Raw genomic sequence first — 18181 nt, 5'->3', positions numbered from 1 at the left:
TATGTTGGCCGACTGGCTCGGCCCCACTGCGGAACCGTAAATGAACTGGGACATAGTATTGGTTTACGCCGGCAAAGCTCTGCTGTTGCCGCCCGGCCTGAACCTGCTGCTGATGGCGGTAGCGCTGTTGATTGGCCGGAAATGGCGGCTGCTTGGCGTTGGCCTGTTTGGCCTGGCCGTGCTGTCGCTGGTGGCGCTGAGCTTGCCCATCACCGCCGAAGGCCTGATGGCGCGGCTGCAGCCAACTACCGCGCAAAAACTCAGCCTGCTGCCGCCCGACATGCAGAATGCCGCCATCGTCGTGCTCGGCGGCGGCCGCCGCAGCAGCGCCCCGGAATTCGACAGCGCCGACACGGTCAACGCCCGCACCCTGGAGCGGCTGCGCTACGCCGCCCGCTTGCAGCGCCAGACCCATCTGCCGGTGCTGCTGTCCGGCGGCAAACCGTTTGGCCAGGCCACCGCCGAAGCCGTGCTGATGAACGACAGCTTCATCAGCGATTTCCGCGGCGCCCCCAACTGGCTGGAAGCCGATAGCCGCAACACCGCCGAAAATGCCGAATTCAGCGCCCGCATCCTGAAAGCCAATGGCATCAACACCATCTTTCTGGTCACCCACGCCGCGCACATGCCGCGCGCGCAACATGAATTCGAACAACAGGGATTGAAAGTGCTACCCGCTCCGACCGGCTTCCACCAACCGGGCAGCGGCAAAACCGGCCCGCTGGCCTGGCTGCCGAGCGCCGACGCGCTGGCGCAATCGAGCGAAGCGTTGCATGAACAGTTGGGGCAGATTTGGTATGGCTTGACCGATTGACCGGATCGGCGAATAAAAACAGCAGACCTTGGTCTGCTGTTTTTTCACAGCAACACCTACCAATGCCGCTTCAAAACCTCGGCCACTTCATCAGCCGGCAAGGGTTTTGACAGCCAGTAGCCTTGCATTTCTTCGCAGCCTTCGTCGCGCAGGAATTGCAGTTGTTCGTTGGTTTCGACGCCTTCGGCGACGACGGTGAGTTTAAGTGAGTGCGCCATGGCGATGATGGTGCGGGTGATGGTGGCGTCATCCGGATCGATGGTGATGTCACGGACGAAGGCCTTGTCGATTTTGATGGTGTCAATCGGCAGCCGCTTCAGATAGGACAGCGAGGAATAGCCGGTGCCAAAGTCATCGACCGCCAAGCGCAGGCCGAGTTGACGCAAGGCGTTCAAACGGCCAACGGCTTGCGCGGCATTGGCCATGACCAGCGACTCGGTGATCTCCAATTGCAGCCATTGCGGTGACAGGACAAAGTCATTGAGGATTTGCTCGACCCGGCTGGCCAGATCACCGGCCATCAATTGCCGAATGGAAATGTTGACCGCAATCGGCACCACCGGCAGGTTCTGTTCGCGCCACTGGACGATTTGCCGGCAGGCTTCACGCAGCACCCAATCGCCGATCGGCACAATCAACCCGGTTTCTTCGGCCAGCGGAATGAATTCGTCCGGCATGATTTTGCCGAGCTCAGCACTATTCCAGCGCAGCAGCGCTTCCATGCCGGTCAGCTCGCCGCTGCGAATATCCATTTTGGGTTGGTAGTGCAGCGTGAACTCATCGTGTTCGATGCCACGGCGCAGCGCCGTTTCCAGACTGAGCCGGCGGCGCATAGTTTCGTTCATGGCGCCGACGTAGAACTGGTAATTGTTGCGGCCCTGATCTTTGGCGTGATACATGGCCAGGTCGGCGTTTTTCAGCAGCGTGGCGCTGTCGTCGCCATCATCGGGGAAGACACTGATGCCAATGGATGGCGACACCACCACTTCGGTGCCGTTCAGCAGATACGGCTCGGCAAATGCTTTCAGCACTTTGTCGGCGACCACGCCAACCGATTCCAGCGTCGCCACGCCTTCGAGGATCACGGTGAATTCATCGCCGCCGAGTCGCGACACGGTATCGTCATCGCGCACGCTGATCGACAGCCGGCGCGCCACCTGTTTCAGCAAGCCATCGCCGGCAGAGTGACCGAGCGAATCGTTGATTTGCTTGAACCGGTCCAAATCCAGAAACAAGAGCGCGACCCGTTGATTGTGCCGACGGGCATGCGACAGCGCGTGGCGCAGCCGCTCGTGAAACAGCGTGCGATTGGGCAGGCCGGTGAGCGTGTCGTAATTGGCGAGCTGGCGCAGTTCGTCTTCGTAACGTTTGCGCTCGGTGACATCTTTCATGGTGCCGGCCATGCGCAGCGGTTTGCCAATGCCATCGCGCTCAACCACCCGGCCACGATCCTGGATCCAGACCCAGTTGCCGTCAGCGCCGCGCATGCGGTATTCGGCGTCAAAACTTTCTGATTCACCGGCCAGATGCCGTTGCAGCGCGGCCGGCATCATCAGCGCATCGTCCGGGTGGATGAGGCTGTCGCGCCAGGCTTCAGTCGGTAGAATTTCGGCAGGCGGATAACCGAGCAACCGGTCAATGCCGGAACGCACGATGACGCCGCTGCGCAAATCCCAGTCCCAGAGTGCATCGCCGGACCCCCACAGCGCCCATTTCAATCGCGCTTCGCTGTCGCGCAGGGCAACGTCGGCCAAGGCCCGTTCGCGTTCGCGCGCGCGCCGGGTCAGCGCCCACCAGCCGAGAATGAGCAGCGTCGACAACACATAGCCGAGCTTGGCCAACGGCGATTTCCACAGCGGCGGCACCACCTGTATCGGCACCCGCAGCGGCTGCGTGCTCCAGACGCCGTCGTGATTGGTGGCGGTGACTTCCAGCTCATAACGGCCGGCATCGAGATTGGTGTAGAGCGCCTCGCGCTGATTGCCGGCCTCGACCCAGTCGTGATCAAAACCGGTCAGGCGATAGCGGTAGTGCAGCCGCTGCGGCGCCAGATAGTCGAGCGCGGCAAATTGCACCGCCAGCACCCGGTCTTCGAAATCGAGCCGGACCGGGCCGGACAATTCGCCGAGCACATTGCGCGGCGCTTCGCGGCCGATCTGGATGGCAGTGACATGCAGCGGCGCCGGACGCTGGTCCAGCTGGATGCGGGTCGGGTCGAAGGCGTTGAAACCGTGGGTGCCGCCGAAATAGAGCCGGCCGTCATTGCCGGCGATAGCGGCGGCGCCATTGAACTCGGAGCCTTGCAAGCCGTCCTGGCGGTCATAGCTGACCACCTGACCAGAACTCGGGTCGTAGCGCATGATGCCGCGGTTCGAGCTCAGCCAAAGTAAGCCGTTACTGTCTTCCAGTGCCGCGTAAATGGTCGAGTCAGACAGTCCGGCCCGGCTGTCGACGCTGGCAAAACTCGGTTGCTCGGCGGCCGGGTCGGCCAGCCGGCACAGGCCGCTGTGGGTGGCAATCCAGAGCTCGCCGCGGCGGCTTTCCAGAAAGTGCCGGATCAGGTTGCCGCACAGACTGCCGGCCGAGGCGGGGTCGTGCAGAAACGTCTGCACCCGGCCATCGGGCAGCAAGCGGTTCAGGCCGTTGGCGGTACCGATCCACAGCGCGCCATGACGGTCACGGTGCAGCGCCAACACCATATTGTTGGTCAGCCGCTGACCCGGCAGGCCTTTGCTGTGAAAGTGCCGGGCCAGTGCATTCCACACCGGCATTTCAAACAGACCGGCATTCTGGCTGCCAAACCAGACGGTGCCATCCGGATCGCGCCACAACGAGCGGACATTCGGCAAATCGCCGGCCGCGGTCCAGTCGAGCATGGCCTCGGCTTTGCCCTTGCCGGGTTGGTAGCGCAGCAGACCTTCCGAACTGCCGAGCAGCAGACTGCCATCACCGCCCGGCACGATGGCCTGGACCCGGAACGGTCGCTGCCGGGCAGCAGCCGGCAAGGCCGCCAGCAAGGCCGCGGTGTGATAGGTGTATTCCGACTGACCCGGCGCCAGGCTTTTCAGGCCGCCGCCGTCCATGCCGAGCCAAAGCGTGCCGCTGGGCTCTTGCCACAACGTGCGGATATGGTTGCGCAAGGCATTGCCGCCGGTGCCCGCAGAGGCCACGCCGGAATAGTCACGATAGAGGTCGAAGCGATCGCCGGCGGCATAGGTGCGGGCCAGTCCCTGCAGCGAGGTTCCGACCCAGAGCAGGCCGCCGTTATCGACCATCAAACTGGGCAAATTCAGATCCGGCAGGCTGGCGGCATCGTTGGCTTGCGGGGTGAAATGCTGCAACCGATTGCTGTCCACCTGATAGCGGGCCAAACCGGCATTGTTCAGACTGAGCCAGATGTTGCCGTTGCGATCACCGGCAAGCGCGCGCACGCCGCGTTGCAGGATGTCGGCATCGTTGGCCGGAATGACCGCGCTGATCTTGGCGGGCTCGGCCGGGTTGGCGCTGGACAACAGGGCCAGCCCGCGATCACTGCCGACCCAAATACGCTGCTGCGGGTCGCGCCACAACGAGCTCACCGTGCGGCCGAGACCCGGACCGGTCAGCGGGCGCACCACGTGCTGGGCATCGACATGCAACAGCCCGGCGCCAATGGTGCCAACCCAGACGCCGCCGTGGCCATCAGCCAGCAAACCGCGCGGCGCCGTGCCACGGCCGATATCGAGGCCGACCCCAAGCCCGAGCTCAAGCCGCTGCGGTTGATAATCGCGGAAAGACAGCCAGACCAAACCGTCTTCGGTGATCAGCCAGAGTCCGTCGTCGGCCACCGCCATGGCTTTGATCGCGGCCATACCGGCTTGCAGATTGGCCAGCGGCGACGGCAGCGGCAGGGGTTCGCCATGACTGATGTCGTACAGGCCCAGGCCACCGCTGTTGGTGGCGATCCAGAGTCGGGCTTGCGCGTCTTCGGCGAGCGCGGTGATGAAATTGGCGCGCAGATTCAATGCCGGCACGACGTCTTTATAGACCTCGACCAGCCGGTAGCCATCAAAGCGTTGCAACCCGCCCTGAGTGCCAATCCAGACAAAACCGCGGCTGTCCTGCATGACCGCATTGACGGTGTTCTGCAGCAGGCCTTGCTCGTTATCGACGATATCGAAGACAAGGCTGTTGCCCGCGTGCGCAGGCGTTGTCGTGCCGGCCAGTAACACCAGCACCAACACCGCGAGGAACAGCCTCGCTCGTTTCAGCAGTACCGCGGTTTGCTCCACACCCGTCACAACCTTGGCAGACAGTCGTACAAGGATAGTCGCTGGTGCGTCATTGCACTCAGCGCGGCTCGTTGACTGAAGAGAACGGTACCCGCGGCGTCACTGCGCAAAGCAAATCGTAGGAAATGGTGCCGGCCGCTTCCGCAACCGTTTCGATGGGCAATTCAGGGCCCCAGAGCACCGCGCGTTCGCCGATGGCGATATCCGGATTCGGTCCGAGATCGACCGTCAGCATGTCCATCGACACCCGGCCAACCAGCGGACACAAACGATCCTTGACGAAAACCGGTGTGCCGGCCGGCGCGTGGCGCGGATAACCGTCGCCATAACCCATCGCGACGACACCGATCACGGTGTCGCGCTCGGCCGTCCAAGCGCCGCCGTAACCCACCCGATCGCCTTTTTTCAGTTCGCGCAGCGCAAACACCTGCGACTCCAGCGTCATCACTGGCTGCAAGCCGTGTGCGGCACCGGTGTGACCGGGCAGTGGCGAGCAACCGAATAGCAACAGGCCCGGCCGCACCCAATCAAAATGGGTTTCCGGCCACGCCAACACGGCAGCGGAATTGGCCAAGCTGCGTTCGCCGGTCCAGTTGCGCGTTAACTGCTTGAACAACTGCAACTGATTTTGGGTTTCGCGGTTTTCAATTTCATCGGCGCTGGCCAGATGTGACAGCAAACCGACCGGCTGCTGCACCCAGGCAATCCGGCTCAGCCGCTCGTGCGCGGCCGGCACCTGCTCCGGCGGAAAGCCGAGCCGGTGCATGCCAGTGTCAATCTTCAGCCACACTTTCAGCGGCGTTTCCGTTGGTGTTTCTTCCAGCGCGGCCAGCTGCTTTTCGTGATGGACGACGGTGGTGAAACCGCGCTTGGCCATCAACGGAATTTCCCGCGAGGCAAAAAATCCTTCGAGCACAACGATTTCGTTTTCAATGCCGGCGTCACGCAGCTCGAGCGCTTCTTCCACGCAGGCCACACCCAGCGCATCGGCCGCTTTCAAGGCGTGACCGACCCGGACCAGACCGTGGCCATAACCATTGGCTTTCAGCATCGCCATGACCTTGCGGCCCGGCGCCAGGCGGCGGATATGCGCCAGATTGTGTTGCAGGGCGCTGATGTCAATCAGCGCGCGGGCGGCACGCATTGCAGTATTCCGTAAATGAGAACTACCAGTAGGAGCGAGCTTGCTCGCGAGATGGGATCATCGTCAAAACCATCACGAGCAAGCTCGCTCCTACAAAAAACCGCCACAACATCAGGATCAATAGAATTCGCCCGCGTCCGGGGCAAAGTTCTTGAACCGGGTGTAGCGGCCCTGGAAGGTCAGCTGGATATCGCCAATCGGTCCGTTACGCTGTTTGCGGATCAGGATTTCGGCAATGCCTTTATTGTCCGGTTTGTCCTTGTGATAAACCTCGTCACGATAGATACACAGGATCACATCAGCGTCCTGCTCGATGGCGCCCGATTCGCGCAAGTCGGCCATGACCGGACGCTTGTCGGTGCGCTGTTCCAGCGAACGGTTCAGCTGCGACAGCGCGATGAGCGGCACTTTCAGTTCTTTCGCCAGCGCTTTCAGTGAGCGCGAGATTTCCGAAATTTCGGCGGTGCGGTTTTCCGAGCCGCCATCGGATTGCATCAGCTGCAGGTAGTCGACCATGATGAGGCTAAGGCCGCCGTGTTCACGGTGCAAACGGCGGGCGCGGGCGCGTACTTCCAGCGGCGATAGTCCGGCGGTGTCATCGATGTACAGATTGTTGCGCTCTTTCAGCATCGCCACGACGCTGAACACCCGATCCCAATCCGGCGAATCGAGTTGGCCGGAACGCACTTTCGAAAAATCGATTGAGCCAAGCGAGGCAATCGAACGCATGATCAATTGCTCGGCCGGCATTTCCATCGAGAACACCAGCACCGGCTTGTCGGCGCGCATCATGGCGTTTTCGCACAGGTTCATGGCAAAGGTGGTTTTACCCATCGACGGCCGCGCCGCGACGATGATCAAATCGCCTTTCTGCAAACCGGAGGTTTCCTTGTCGAGATCATCAAAGCCGGTCGACAGGCCGGTCAGGCCACCCGTTTTGCCAACTTCTTCCAGATGATGCACGACGTTTTTCAGCATGCCGCCGACCGCGCGCGGGCCAGTGTCGGCCTTGGTGCGCTTTTCGGCGATCGCCAACATCTTCGCTTCGGCGTGATCGAGCAGCAGATTGGCCGACAGGCCTTTCGGGAAATAGCCGGTGTCGGCAATTTCGTGCGCCGCCGAGATCATTTCCCGCAGCAGCGCCCGCTCACGCAGGATATTGGCGTAGCTGAGAATATTGGCCGCCGATGGCGTGTTCTTGGCGAGCTCGGCCAGATAGCTCAGGCCACCAACGCCGTCGGCTTCGCCTTCGCGTTCGAGCTGCTCGAACACTGTGACCGCATCGATCGGATGGCCTTCGCCGGCCAGTTTGGCCATGGCGCGAAAAATCTTGCGGTGATCGTCGCGATAAAAATCGTCGGCGACCACGGCCTCGGAGACCCGCTCCCAGGCGCCGGTATCGAGCATGATGCCGCCGAGCACGGCCTGCTCGGCTTCCAGCGAATGCGGCGGCGCCTTGATGTCATTGATGTCGCGATCAGCCATCACGGCAATTCTCGGTAATTGAAAGGGATCAGCGCCCGCTCACGGCATGCGGCAGCGGCGGAGGCTTTTGAAGGCCGGCCATTGTAGGGCAAGGCTTCCGACCTGACACCGGAAAGCCGTGCGCCCACATGGGTCCAACAACTTATCCACAGAGTTGTCCCCGCCGCTGGCGCCGCCCGGGTCAGCGGCGGCCGCCATGACGCAACCCGGCTTACTGGAACCGGAACCCGCGCGCCAGCAAACGGCGGGTCAGCGGGGCGAAAATCAGCACCAGCGGAAACGCGATGGGCCAGGCGATAAAAAACGCGTGCAGCCATTTGCCGAGAAAACCCTCCACCCAGCCAAGATTGACCAGGGTCAGCAAGGCCGACATGCAAAAGGCCATGAAACCGGACATGAACCCGGCAAACAGCAGGGGCTGCCAACGGGCAGCAAGCGTGACAGGGCGCACAAAAACACTCCAAGAGGCGACAAAATGGTGAACGGCTAGCGTACCCAAAGCGAACTGGCGGCGATTTTCCCGCACTGACCGCCATCACACCAGCGGCGCAAGCATGGCTGACACCAACACGCGCTACGCTTTACGCTCAGAACGTTTGTTAATCGGAACCGTGGGCGCCTCGCTGCCCGCTCTGCAAGGACTTCGGATGACTCTGCCGCCGCTACCGGATTTGCATGCCCTCGCCGCGCTCGCCTTGACCGGCTTTGCCCTGTATCTGTTCCGGCGCGAAGATCTGCAGCTGGAAACCGCCTGTCTGTTCATCCTGATTGTGCTGGCGGTGAGTTTTGAATACTTCCCCTACAAGGGCCCACTCGGCACGCTGGATGCGATCAGCGTGTTCCAGAATTTCGGCAACGAGGCGCTGATCACCATCTGCGGATTGATCATGGCCGGTGAAGGCATTTCCCGCACCGGTGCGCTCGAACCGATGGGCCGGTTTCTCGCGCGGTTCTGGCGGTTCTCGCCGTCGTTTGCCTTGCTGGCAACCTTGTTGGTCACGGCCGCCGTCTCGCCGTTCGTCAACAACACGCCGACCATGATCGTGATGATCCCGATCCTGGTTTCAGTCAGTCTGCGCGCCGGCCACAGCCCGAGTGCGGTGCTGATGCCGACCAATCACGCCAATCTGCTCGGCGGCATGGTGACTACCATCGGCACGTCCACCAATTTGCTGGTCATCGATGTTGCCCGTCGGCAAGGTCTGGCCGAAATCGGCATGTTCGACTTCGTGTTCCCAGCCTCACTTGCGGCCGGTATTGGGGTCCTTTACCTGTGGTTAATTGCGCCACGACTGCTGCCGACCCGCGCGGTCACCATGGATACGTCGCCACGCATGTACAGCGCGCAATTGCATGTGCACCAGAAGAGTTTGTGCAACGGTCGCAACCTGAAAGAAACCGTGCAGAAAACCGGCGGCTTGCTGCAGGTGGAAAAGATTCTGCGCGGTGACGACATCGTGGTGGCGGCCGTGCCTCACGCGACGCTGCGTGCCGGTGATCGGCTGGTGGTCAGCGAGAGCCCGGCCCAGCTAAAAGAACTGGAGAAAATGCTGCGAGTCACCTTGATTCCGGGTGAGCTGCGCGCCGAATTGCCCGGCACCCTGCAAGCCGATGATCAACAACTGGCAGAAGTGGTGGTGGCGCCGCATTCAACGCTGGTGGGACGCAGCTTGAAAGAGGAACGCTTCCTGGAAAAAAACCAGCTGCTTTGTCTAGCGTTGCATCGTGCCGGCATCAAGCTGGATCGACCGCAAAGCCGGCTCGCCGACGAACCACTGCGCACCGGCGATGTGCTGCTGGTGCAAGGTCCGAAACCACGCCTGCATGCGCTGAAGATGGCTGGTGATCTGCTGGTGCTTGACGGCAGTCTGGATTTGCCGCGTTCACGTCGAGCGCCGCTGGCGTTGCTGATCATGGCCGGTGTGGTGACGGCGGCCGCGCTTGGCTGGTTGCCGATTGCCATCAGCGCGCTGTGCGGTGTGCTGCTGATGGTGTTGTCACGCTGCATGAAATGGCAGGAGGCGGTGCAGGGCTTGAGCTTGCAGGTGATTCTGGTGATGGCGACCAGTTTGTCGCTCGGCAACGCCATTTTGTATTCGGGCGCCGCCGATTGGCTGGCGTCGCTATTTGTGGCGTTCAGTTTTGGCGCACCGGTGGCGGTCAGCCTGTCTGGCTTGATGTTGCTGATCGCGATTTTCACCAATCTGGTCGACAACAATGCCGCCGCGGTGATCGGTACGCCGATCGCTATCGGCGTTGCCCGTCAGCTCGGCGTCGAACCCATTCCGTTTGTCATCGCCACCTTGCTGGCGGCCAATCTGTCGCTGGCAACGCCAACGGCCTACAAGACCAATATTTTGATCTGGAACGCCGGCGGCTACACCTTCAATGATTTTCTGCGAGTCGGCTTGCCGCTGATGTTGCTGATGTGGCTGGCGCTGTCAGTGATTGTGCCGTGGCATTACCAGCTATTCTGACGGTCATTTTGCGGCCAGCGTTTTACTGCACCCGTTTTGCTGCATCCTTTTTGCTGCATCCTTTTTGCTGTAATAACAGCCATTGCAAACGCTCCACTCAGCAATGCCGTGCAGGCAGTGGCTCGCGCTTGCCGCCACCCAGTTCTTGCCAAAACACAGTTCCTGCCCAAACAGCGTTCTTGTAAAAACAGAATTCTTGCCCAAACAAAGTTTGCGAACCTGGCAGCGGCAAACCCCATGCACGCGTCGCTTACTTTGTAGTGTTTTGTACCAATAATCGCGGTATTGCTGCACCGAGAGCGCCGCAATTGTTCAGAAATCAAACAAGCGCAGCCGACGGCGCCACAAATTTGACGTAGCACGCAGTATTCCATCAGCTCGCTGTTTATAACGGTGGCCCGCCCGCTTCCACTGCCCGCGCCGTTACCGATGCCTCGCCTGTTCGCTTCCTGCTGCCACGTTGCTCGCGCTGCCGTATTGGCCGCGATCGCGTTGGCATCACTGCAGGTCAAGGCTGGCGATTCGGAACCGGCCAGCGTGCGCTGGATGCTCTATGGCAGCGGTGAAGAGCTGCCGACGCAAGAAGACGCGGTACGGGTTGGCTGTGAGCGGTTGCGGAAAAATCCGCCAACATCGGTCAACAGCGTGACCCGGGTGAGCGAATGTGGCAAAGCCGTCAGCGTTACCGCCAGCGCTCGCAATTACAAAGTTGCCTATCGATTACAAGCACATGATCCGGCACTCGATCACGATACCAGCACCGAAAGCACGTTTCTGATTCAGCGCAAGGCCGTCTGCACCAGCACCGCTTTTCCCTATCTGCGCGAAGACGATGCCAGCCGCTTTCAGTATTCCTGCTGGCGCTGTCCGGTGGCAGATCTGCGCCCGCAGGCGCCGCGTTTTGTCGCCGAACATACCGTGCAATGGTTTCGTACCAGTCAGTGCCCGTTGCAGTTCGAACAAACCCGCGAAGATGACGGCAGCCCGCTGCGCCCAGCCGCACCAAAATCGGCCAGCAAGATTCCGCTGGCAAACGGTTTGTCCCCCAACGACCACGCCGCCTTCCGGCTGCTGCGCGATGCCGCCTACGGCCGGCTCGCCGAACTGCGTTTTGCCAACGGTGAACGGATTTTTTTTGTCGGCGATGGCGACAGCAATACGCCACTGAGCCCGGAACTGGCGCAGCACGGCCAGCTCGCATTGGTTAACGATGACTGGATCTGGACCACCCCCGACCGCACCCAATACCACTTTGGTCCGGGCAACGATGGCTACAGCAAAGTGGCCAGCAAGCACAGCCGCGATGGCAAGATCTGGCGCTTCAGTTGGCAAGCACCCGCCGCCAAACAAGCACCGGCCAACACGCTGGCGATCGCCGGACAGCTGGAAAGCATGATCGACCCGAGCAACCAGAGTTACCGCTACATTTACGACGGTCAGGGCCGGCTGGCCAGCATCATCATGAAAGGGGCGAATCAGCGCTGACTAATCAGCTCATGCTCATGCTCATGCTCATGCTCATGCTCAAAATAATGCCAGCACAAATATTAGAGCGCCGGCGGCGCTCTGCTAACCAGCCCATTGTTCACGCCTCCGCAGCAAAATCCGAACGAATCTGATCCCCCTCCTTGTCAAGGAGGGGTTAGGGGTGGTTGAAGAATTTCAGTGGTGATGCCCGGATAGTGAACCGTATAGCGGCCTGCGCCTAACCACCCCCGACCCCTCCTTGACAAGGAGGGGGGTAAATCGCCATCACAGCTCGCAAGTGCGCCAATCAGTACCGATTTGGCGACAAGCAAATTGCTTTGGTTGTCCGACACGACAGCAACAAAAAGGGCGCCGACGGCGCCCTTTTTGTTTGCTCCAGAAACCAGACTCAACCTGCCAGGCCGACGTAAACGTTCTGCACGTCATCGTCTTCGTCGATCGCTTCCAGAAACGCTTCGACTTCCGCCAGCGCGGCGGCATCGGTCAGCGTGACCGGATTCTTCGGCACATAACCGAGCTTGGCGGAGCTGACGGTGAAACCGTGTTGGGGCAGCGCTTTTGCTACCGCGTCCAGATCGGTCAACTCGGTCAGGAACAAGACGCTGCCGTCGTCATTGACTTCGACTTCCTGGGCGCCGGCTTCAATCGCAGCTTCTTCCGGATCGAGACCGGCCTTGGTCGGCGTCGCTTCGATCAAACCGAGATGGCGAAAATCCCAGCTCACCGACCCGCTGGCGCCGAGCTGGCCTTTGCGGAACAGCATGCGCACGCTCATCGCGGTGCGGTTTTTGTTGTCGGTCAGGCATTCGACAATGACCGGCACCTGATGCGGGGCAAATCCTTCGTAAACGACGGTTTCGTAGTTGATCACTTCATCAAGCAGGCCAGCGCCTTTCTTGATGGCACGCTCCAGCGTGTCTTTCGGCATCGAGGCTTTTTTGGCCTGATCCACCGCCAGCCGCAGCTTCGGGTTCATGTCAGGGTCAGGGCCACCGCGCGCTGCAACCATGATTTCCTTGACCAGCTTGGTAAATTTCTGGCCTCTGGCATTGGCGGCTTCAACTTTGCCCTTGGTCTTCCACTGTGCACCCATAACACTCTCTCGGTAGTCGCGTATCTGACAGGTTCGACGGCCATGACCGGCCATCGCGGCTGGGCAGTATAAAGGGCCGGCTGGCGGGAATGAACCGAAGGATGCAGCGGGATGCGCCTCGCTTGACCGCTATCAAGCCCGGCGGACCCGGCCGCGCAGCGGCGCAGCCGGGATTCAGGTGCAACCGGGGTTCGGGCTTGGCCGGCCGCCTAGCTGGAAATGGCCCGGACCTGGTTCCGGCCCTGGGCCTTGGCCTGGTACAGCGCGACGTCGGCCTGCTTGAGCATGGACTCGACACTCTGGCCCTTGCTGTATTCGCTGACGCCAAAGCTGGCCGTGACCCGGTGCGGATACCGGTCGATGCGCAGCTTGTCACTGTCCAGCAGCTGCCGCAGCCGCTCGGCCTGCTCGACCGCATCGGCCTGACCGGTGTTCGGCAACAGGATCAGGAATTCCTCACCGCCCCAGCGGGCCACGATGTCCTGCTCGCGCACCGACGCCTCAAACGCCCGCGCCAGCGCTTTCAGCACTTCATCACCGATGTCGTGGCCGAACTGATCGTTGATGTTCTTGAAGTGATCGATATCGACCAGCACCATTGAAAAGGTGCCGCTGGCCGCTTCAACGCGGCCGCTTTCACTGTTGGCCCGCTCCAGCCGCGCCACTTCGGTCTGCAGCGATTGCGCCATCGCCCGGCGGTTGATCAGCTTGGTCAGAAAATCGGTGCGCGCGGTTTGCTCAAGCAATTTTGCCATCCGCTCGCGTTCGCTGATTTCCGCCTGCAGTTGCCGGTTGGCGTCCTGCAGCTCGGCGGTGCGCCGCTCGACCCGCTGCTCCAGCTCGGCCTGCGACTGGCGCAGCTCGCGCATCATGTCGTTGAAGGTCACGGTCAACTGGTCGAGCTCGTCACCGCCGGTCACGGTGCTGCTGCCACCGGACTGACTCACTTCCAGACAGCGCGCATGCAGGGCATCAATCCGGCGCAGAAAACTGCGTGACAGCAAATGCCCGAACAGCAGCGCCATCAGCACCGATAGCACCAGCGAAAACGCACCGGTCCGGCGCAGTGCATTCAATTTGCGTTCGACTTCATCGGCGCGCATGTCGATGCCGATGGCATAGCGGCCATTGCTGCCACGGATCGGGGCATAACCCGACATGAACGTGCCCCACTTGTCGTGGATGAGTTCGCGATCACAACTGGGCGCTTCGAAACCGGCCAGCAACGCCGGCGCGTCGACCAAATACACCTCACCCGGCTGGGCCGGATCGTCCGGATCGGAATCGAGCACAAACTTGATTTGCGCACCGTCGCGCCGAGTCACGTAAATGAAGGCGATGTCCGGATTCGATGCGACCAGCTCGCGCAGCCGGGCGATGCCACTCTGATACGCAGGTTTGGTCTTGTCGGCCGGCGTCAGGATCTGATCCAGATCGGCTGGCGTCACAGCATTGCTGAGCAGCGCGGCGCTGTATTTGAGCCGGGTTTGCAAACTGCCGAGCAAGCTCTCGATGGCGCTGTTGTAGAAGTAACTGCCGATACTGCCTGACACCAGCACAATGGCGAGAAAGTGGCTCAGGAACAGTTTTTTCCGCGTCGAAAATGTCATCCGTTTTATTCTTTTCGGGTGGGCTGAGGCGGCACAGGTCGCGGACCTGTCTCTTACTGAAGTCTGCCGCCGGACGCTGCCCGCAACCCTGCGTCAGCCGGCCAACACACAACAGGGCGGGAGCCTACAGCAAATCCCGGTCACTGCAAGCTCCGATCTGCGTTTGCGCTGGCGACAGCTGCCGGGCCAGTGCCTCGCTGCCGCCACCGTACGGCCTTGGCTCGGCAGGGCAAGACCGCAGCAACGAAACGGCATCCGATCCGCGCAAGCCCGACGGCCGCCAACCCCGGACTATCGTCCCAGCAAATGGCTAATGCCGTTTGCCCAGTGCCGGTTGCCCGTCGACGGTTGTCAGTTGCCGCCGCCAGGCAGTCATCGCATTCGCCCCTTTCATTCAACCATCACATTCAATCGACACATTGAACCGTCGCCTGCTGATGCCGGATTCGCCCACGGTTGCCACACAGTTGCTCCGCATTGCCATGCGTCAATGGCGGTCATGGCCCGTTCCCGCCGCCACCAACGAGTACCGCAATGACTGCCAGTTTCCGGCGTAATTCCGTGCGCACTTACCTGCGCAGCTATCTGCGCAGTCATCAGCGCAACTATCGCCGCAACAGTCTGTGCGCCTGCCTGCCGCTGCTTGCGCTGTGCTGGCTGACGACAACCCAGGCCATGCCGCTCACCGTCGATGATCGATCACCGCCGCCGCCGCGCGGCGATAGTGCCGGCGACAACGCCAACGACAATGCCGACATAAGTGCCGACCTCTATGCCGGTAACCGCGAACAGGACGAAGCCCGTTATTTTCTGAACGGTTTGCCCGACCTGCGCCGACGGCTGTCACTGTCGCCGCTGCAACATGCACCGTGGTATGCCGCCGAAGCCACCAGCAAATCGCTGCTCAGTGCGCTGTGGCAGTCAGAATTGCCACTCGGCCACTGGCGCCAGCAACTGGACAATCCGGAAACCGGCTTTGCCGACATCAGCGCCGACATGCTGAGCTATCAGCAACACCGCGCCGAGCAATGGCAACAGTTTCTGCAAGCCTGGAAAAACCTTGAAGCCAGCTTCGACAGCGCGCAAAGAGAAACGCTACGCCGATTCTGGCGTGACTGGACTGTGCACTGTCAGCTCTTGCAGGCCTACCGCAAGCAAGCACGGGAAGACAACTGGCGTTCCGAAGACCGGCGCCCAAGCGGCGGACCGCCACCCGGTGGCCCGGGTATTCGTGGCTCGTTCTGATTTAGCGACTGGATTGATGAATTGCTGGGTTGATAAATTTGGGGATTGACGCGTTGTTATGCTTCATTCGCCCGCAGACTCAACACTGCACATGTTGCTGCCGACAATAGTCAGCGCCAAAGAAAATTGAGAGAAGACCAGTACTGATCCGTTACGCGCAAAAAGGGAAATAACCGAACGATGCTGATCCCCCTCCTTGTCAAGGAGGGGTTAGGGGTGGTTGAACGCAGGACGCTCTACAGCTGGAAATCTCAGCGCATTACCAATGCGTCGAAGGTGAAGTCATTCAATCAAATCGCACGCAGCAGCGCACACTGAGCTGAACCACCCCCATCCCCTCCTTGACAAGGAGGGGAGCGCCAGCGCGATGCCTTCACCTTATGTGAGTGACATTCGCCTATTGGCGACTTTCTACAAAGCCGATTATTTCAGCGGCAATTCGCTCAGCACATTGAACAGATCGGCCTTGGCCAATGTTCCGTCGGTGTAATACTTTTCGTTGATCACAAACGCCGGCACGCTGTTGACCCGGAACTTCTGGACAAACGCCTTGGCGACATTGACCTTGGTGTTGACGTAAAAACCTTTGATGGTTTCTCGCACCACCGCTTCCGGCTTGCCGAACTTCACCAGAAACGCCACCGCATCATTCTCGTTGCGGATCGGGCTGTGGCCGCCGTTGTCCTTGTGAATCAAATCAAACAGGGGCTTGTGCATCTGTTCGGAAATGCCGAGCGCTTCGGCGGTATAGAACATCTTGATCAACCAGCTGCCTTCATCATGAATGCCGTAATGCGGAATGCGCAGAAACTTGACATTGGCCGGCTTGGTTTTCTTCCAGGCTTCAATGCGCTCATCCAGTCCGTAGCAGACCGGGCAGCCATAGGAAAACACTTCGACCACGGTGGGTTCAGCGGTTTTGCCCATGGGCTCAGCGATTTTGTAATGCACGCCTTCTTTCCAGTCGCCTGGGGCGGCGACCGCGGCCACCGAGAACAACGCTGCTGCAACCACTGCCAAGAATTTCATCTGCCTCTCCGATTTCACTTTGTCATAATCCGGTACGGAACCCGCGCCAGCCGAACCGCGGCCATTTAACCAGCCTGTCTGACCCGGGACAAGCGTTAGCGGTTCCGGCGGCGGCCAAATTCAGGGTTCGAAGGCCAGCAAATCCCGGCCGGTCGCTGCCCGGACAATCTGCTGGTACACCATGCTGCCGCCACCACCGTTGGTCATCACCACCAGAGCCCGGCCCCCGGTCGGCTCGGCAATTGCGAAGGTTTTGAATTGATTGGCGTTGTTGCCACCGTGATACAACACCGGCCCAACACGGGTCTGCTCACGATTCCAGCCGAGCGTTTTGCCACTCCAGTCGGGCCGGGTTTCGATCTGCGTTTCGGTGTAGAGCTGCTGGCTGCTCTCGCTCAATTTCGGTGCATCAGCCATTGCCATCAGCACCCGCAAGAACCGGCCGTAATCCGCTGCGGTGCAACGCAAACTGGCAGCGCAATTGGCCATCAAATCACCGGGCCAGCCCACGGCGTCGGTCGGGACCTTGTCCGCCAACGCTGCGTAGGCCTGTTCGGCATCGGCATAGCGCCATTGGCCAAGTGGCTTTTGCCTGCTACGCGCCAGCGACTCGACCAACTGCCACTGCGCACGCATACCCTGCGGCGGCAGCGGTACCAGCGCACCGGCATCCGGCGCGGCATGGCCAAAAACCGAACGCGCCGCGAGCGCATCATCCCAAGCAAAACTGCTGTCGCGCATACCTGCAGGTGCAAACAGATAGCGCTGGGCAAGCGTCTCCAAACTGGCATTCATCAATTGCTCAACCACCAGTTGCAGCCAAAAATACGCTTCGCCGGAATAGCGAATCTGGGTACCGGGAGTGAACGCCGGTTGCAATTTTTCGGTCAGCGGCTGCTTGCGCCAATTGACCAAGCCGGTGCTGTGGCAAAGCACGTGCCGCGCCGTTATGCGATCACAGTTCGGATCGTTTGCCAGCCATGACGGGCGCAGCAGTGAGGTCAACGGTTGATCGAGATTAAGCCGCTGCTCATCAACCAGCCGCAGCACCAACCAGGCAAACACGGGTTTGCTCAGCGACGCTGCCTCAAACAAGGAATCGCCCGTGACAATGGCGCCGGTTTCAGCGTTGGCCAGCCCGGTGTGATAACACCACGTCAGCTCGCCATCATGCACGGTGGCCATCGCCACACCGGGCACCTGATAGGCGCGCATCAGCCGCGGCAAATCCGCCAGAAAGTCCGCATCCAATTGCCACGGCATTGCCGCGCGCGGTGCCACAGCCCGCGCCGATGCATTGCCGTGCGCGCATGCCGTCAAACCGGGCCCGAGCACCGCACCCAGCAGCGCCAGCCCGGCCGCTTGCACACTGCGGCGGCGCCTCTCATCGACTTCCGACATGGGTTGGTTCCTTTGTCACGGCAGGCTGCCAGTGTGCCTGCCCGCTGCGCCGCTGTAACCGGTCGTCACCGATTGTCGCCAGTCTTCGCGCTTCGGCATCGGGCGCCGCGCGCTTGCGATGCGC

The 18181-nt window shown here is 60.9% G+C and carries 13 protein-coding genes; 4 read left to right on the top strand and 9 right to left on the bottom strand.

The features are described 5' to 3' along the window. Positions 1-40 precede the first annotated feature (40 nt). The gene (locus HPT27_RS06280) at positions 41-814 is read left to right on the top strand and encodes a YdcF family protein (protein WP_172240543.1); all 774 of its coding nucleotides are present in this window, start codon (positions 41-43) and stop codon (positions 812-814) included. 56 nt (positions 815-870) lie between these two features. Here HPT27_RS06280 and HPT27_RS06275 read toward each other — a convergent pair whose 3' ends face one another. From HPT27_RS06275 to HPT27_RS06260, 4 genes are all read right to left on the bottom strand, one after another. Further along, positions 871-5085, bottom strand: a complete 4215-nt coding sequence (locus HPT27_RS06275) for an EAL domain-containing protein (protein WP_172240540.1) — start codon at positions 5083-5085, stop codon at positions 871-873. Between the two features lie 58 nt (positions 5086-5143). Then, positions 5144-6229, bottom strand: coding sequence for an alanine racemase (gene alr / locus HPT27_RS06270; RefSeq protein ID WP_172240537.1), 1086 nt, complete (start codon positions 6227-6229; stop codon positions 5144-5146). Positions 6230-6346: 117 nt separating this feature from the next. After that, positions 6347-7714: a replicative DNA helicase gene (gene dnaB, locus HPT27_RS06265; RefSeq protein ID WP_172245133.1), complete on the bottom strand. Its 1368-nt coding sequence runs from the start codon at positions 7712-7714 to the stop codon at positions 6347-6349. A gap of 211 nt (positions 7715-7925) precedes the next feature. Continuing rightward, entirely contained in the window at positions 7926-8165 is a 240-nt protein-coding gene (locus HPT27_RS06260; protein ID WP_328820352.1) for a DUF2798 domain-containing protein, read from the bottom strand. A gap of 196 nt (positions 8166-8361) precedes the next feature. Here HPT27_RS06260 and HPT27_RS06255 point away from each other — a divergent pair, with 196 nt between their 5' ends. Continuing rightward, positions 8362-10191: an SLC13 family permease gene (locus HPT27_RS06255; protein WP_172240534.1), complete on the top strand. Its 1830-nt coding sequence runs from the start codon at positions 8362-8364 to the stop codon at positions 10189-10191. Positions 10192-10194: 3 nt separating this feature from the next. On the opposite strand, the gene HPT27_RS06250 is transcribed toward HPT27_RS06255, so the two are convergent. After that, on the bottom strand, positions 10195-10485 hold the full coding sequence (locus tag HPT27_RS06250) for a hypothetical protein (RefSeq protein ID WP_172240530.1): 291 nt from the start codon (positions 10483-10485) through the stop codon (positions 10195-10197). A 135-nt stretch (positions 10486-10620) separates the two neighbouring features. Between HPT27_RS06250 and HPT27_RS06245 the strand changes: the two genes are divergently transcribed. Continuing rightward, a complete protein-coding gene (locus HPT27_RS06245; RefSeq protein WP_172240527.1) occupies positions 10621-11676 on the top strand; it encodes an RHS repeat domain-containing protein in 1056 nt (351 codons plus the stop codon). 391 nt (positions 11677-12067) lie between these two features. On the opposite strand, the gene HPT27_RS06240 is transcribed toward HPT27_RS06245, so the two are convergent. Further along, positions 12068-12772 (bottom strand): YebC/PmpR family DNA-binding transcriptional regulator, encoded by a 705-nt coding sequence (locus HPT27_RS06240; protein WP_172240524.1) that lies wholly within the window; start codon positions 12770-12772, stop codon positions 12068-12070. Between the two features lie 209 nt (positions 12773-12981). Next, positions 12982-14382, bottom strand: a complete 1401-nt coding sequence (locus HPT27_RS06235) for a diguanylate cyclase (protein WP_172240520.1) — start codon at positions 14380-14382, stop codon at positions 12982-12984. Between the two features lie 534 nt (positions 14383-14916). On the opposite strand from HPT27_RS06235, the gene HPT27_RS06230 reads away from it, so the two are divergent. Then, on the top strand, positions 14917-15627 hold the full coding sequence (locus tag HPT27_RS06230; RefSeq protein ID WP_172240517.1) for a hypothetical protein: 711 nt from the start codon (positions 14917-14919) through the stop codon (positions 15625-15627). 423 nt (positions 15628-16050) lie between these two features. Here HPT27_RS06230 and HPT27_RS06225 read toward each other — a convergent pair whose 3' ends face one another. After that, the gene (locus HPT27_RS06225; RefSeq protein WP_172240514.1) at positions 16051-16656 is read right to left on the bottom strand and encodes a thiol:disulfide interchange protein DsbA/DsbL; all 606 of its coding nucleotides are present in this window, start codon (positions 16654-16656) and stop codon (positions 16051-16053) included. Positions 16657-16776: 120 nt separating this feature from the next. Continuing rightward, on the bottom strand, positions 16777-18057 hold the full coding sequence (locus HPT27_RS06220; RefSeq protein WP_172240511.1) for a serine hydrolase domain-containing protein: 1281 nt from the start codon (positions 18055-18057) through the stop codon (positions 16777-16779). Positions 18058-18181 lie beyond the last annotated feature (124 nt).

This window comes from Permianibacter fluminis (assembly GCF_013179735.1).
Lineage (GTDB): Bacteria > Pseudomonadota > Gammaproteobacteria > Enterobacterales > Permianibacteraceae > Permianibacter > Permianibacter fluminis.
This window is presented reverse-complemented; position numbering and strand designations above follow the sequence as displayed.

Excerpts from the sequence above, each read along its gene's own strand:
- HPT27_RS06280 (WP_172240543.1), top strand. The coding sequence starts at position 41 with ATGAACTGGGACATAGTATTGGTTTACGCCGGCAAAGCTCTGCTGTTG.
- alr (WP_172240537.1), bottom strand. The coding sequence starts at position 6,229 with ATGCGTGCCGCCCGCGCGCTGATTGACATCAGCGCCCTGCAACACAAT.
- dnaB (WP_172245133.1), bottom strand. The coding sequence starts at position 7,714 with ATGGCTGATCGCGACATCAATGACATCAAGGCGCCGCCGCATTCGCTG.
- HPT27_RS06255 (WP_172240534.1), top strand. The coding sequence starts at position 8,362 with ATGACTCTGCCGCCGCTACCGGATTTGCATGCCCTCGCCGCGCTCGCC.
- HPT27_RS06245 (WP_172240527.1), top strand. The coding sequence starts at position 10,621 with ATGCCTCGCCTGTTCGCTTCCTGCTGCCACGTTGCTCGCGCTGCCGTA.
- HPT27_RS06240 (WP_172240524.1), bottom strand. The coding sequence starts at position 12,772 with ATGGGTGCACAGTGGAAGACCAAGGGCAAAGTTGAAGCCGCCAATGCC.
- HPT27_RS06235 (WP_172240520.1), bottom strand. The coding sequence starts at position 14,382 with ATGACATTTTCGACGCGGAAAAAACTGTTCCTGAGCCACTTTCTCGCC.
- HPT27_RS06230 (WP_172240517.1), top strand. The coding sequence starts at position 14,917 with ATGACTGCCAGTTTCCGGCGTAATTCCGTGCGCACTTACCTGCGCAGC.
- HPT27_RS06225 (WP_172240514.1), bottom strand. The coding sequence starts at position 16,656 with ATGAAATTCTTGGCAGTGGTTGCAGCAGCGTTGTTCTCGGTGGCCGCG.
- HPT27_RS06220 (WP_172240511.1), bottom strand. The coding sequence starts at position 18,057 with ATGTCGGAAGTCGATGAGAGGCGCCGCCGCAGTGTGCAAGCGGCCGGG.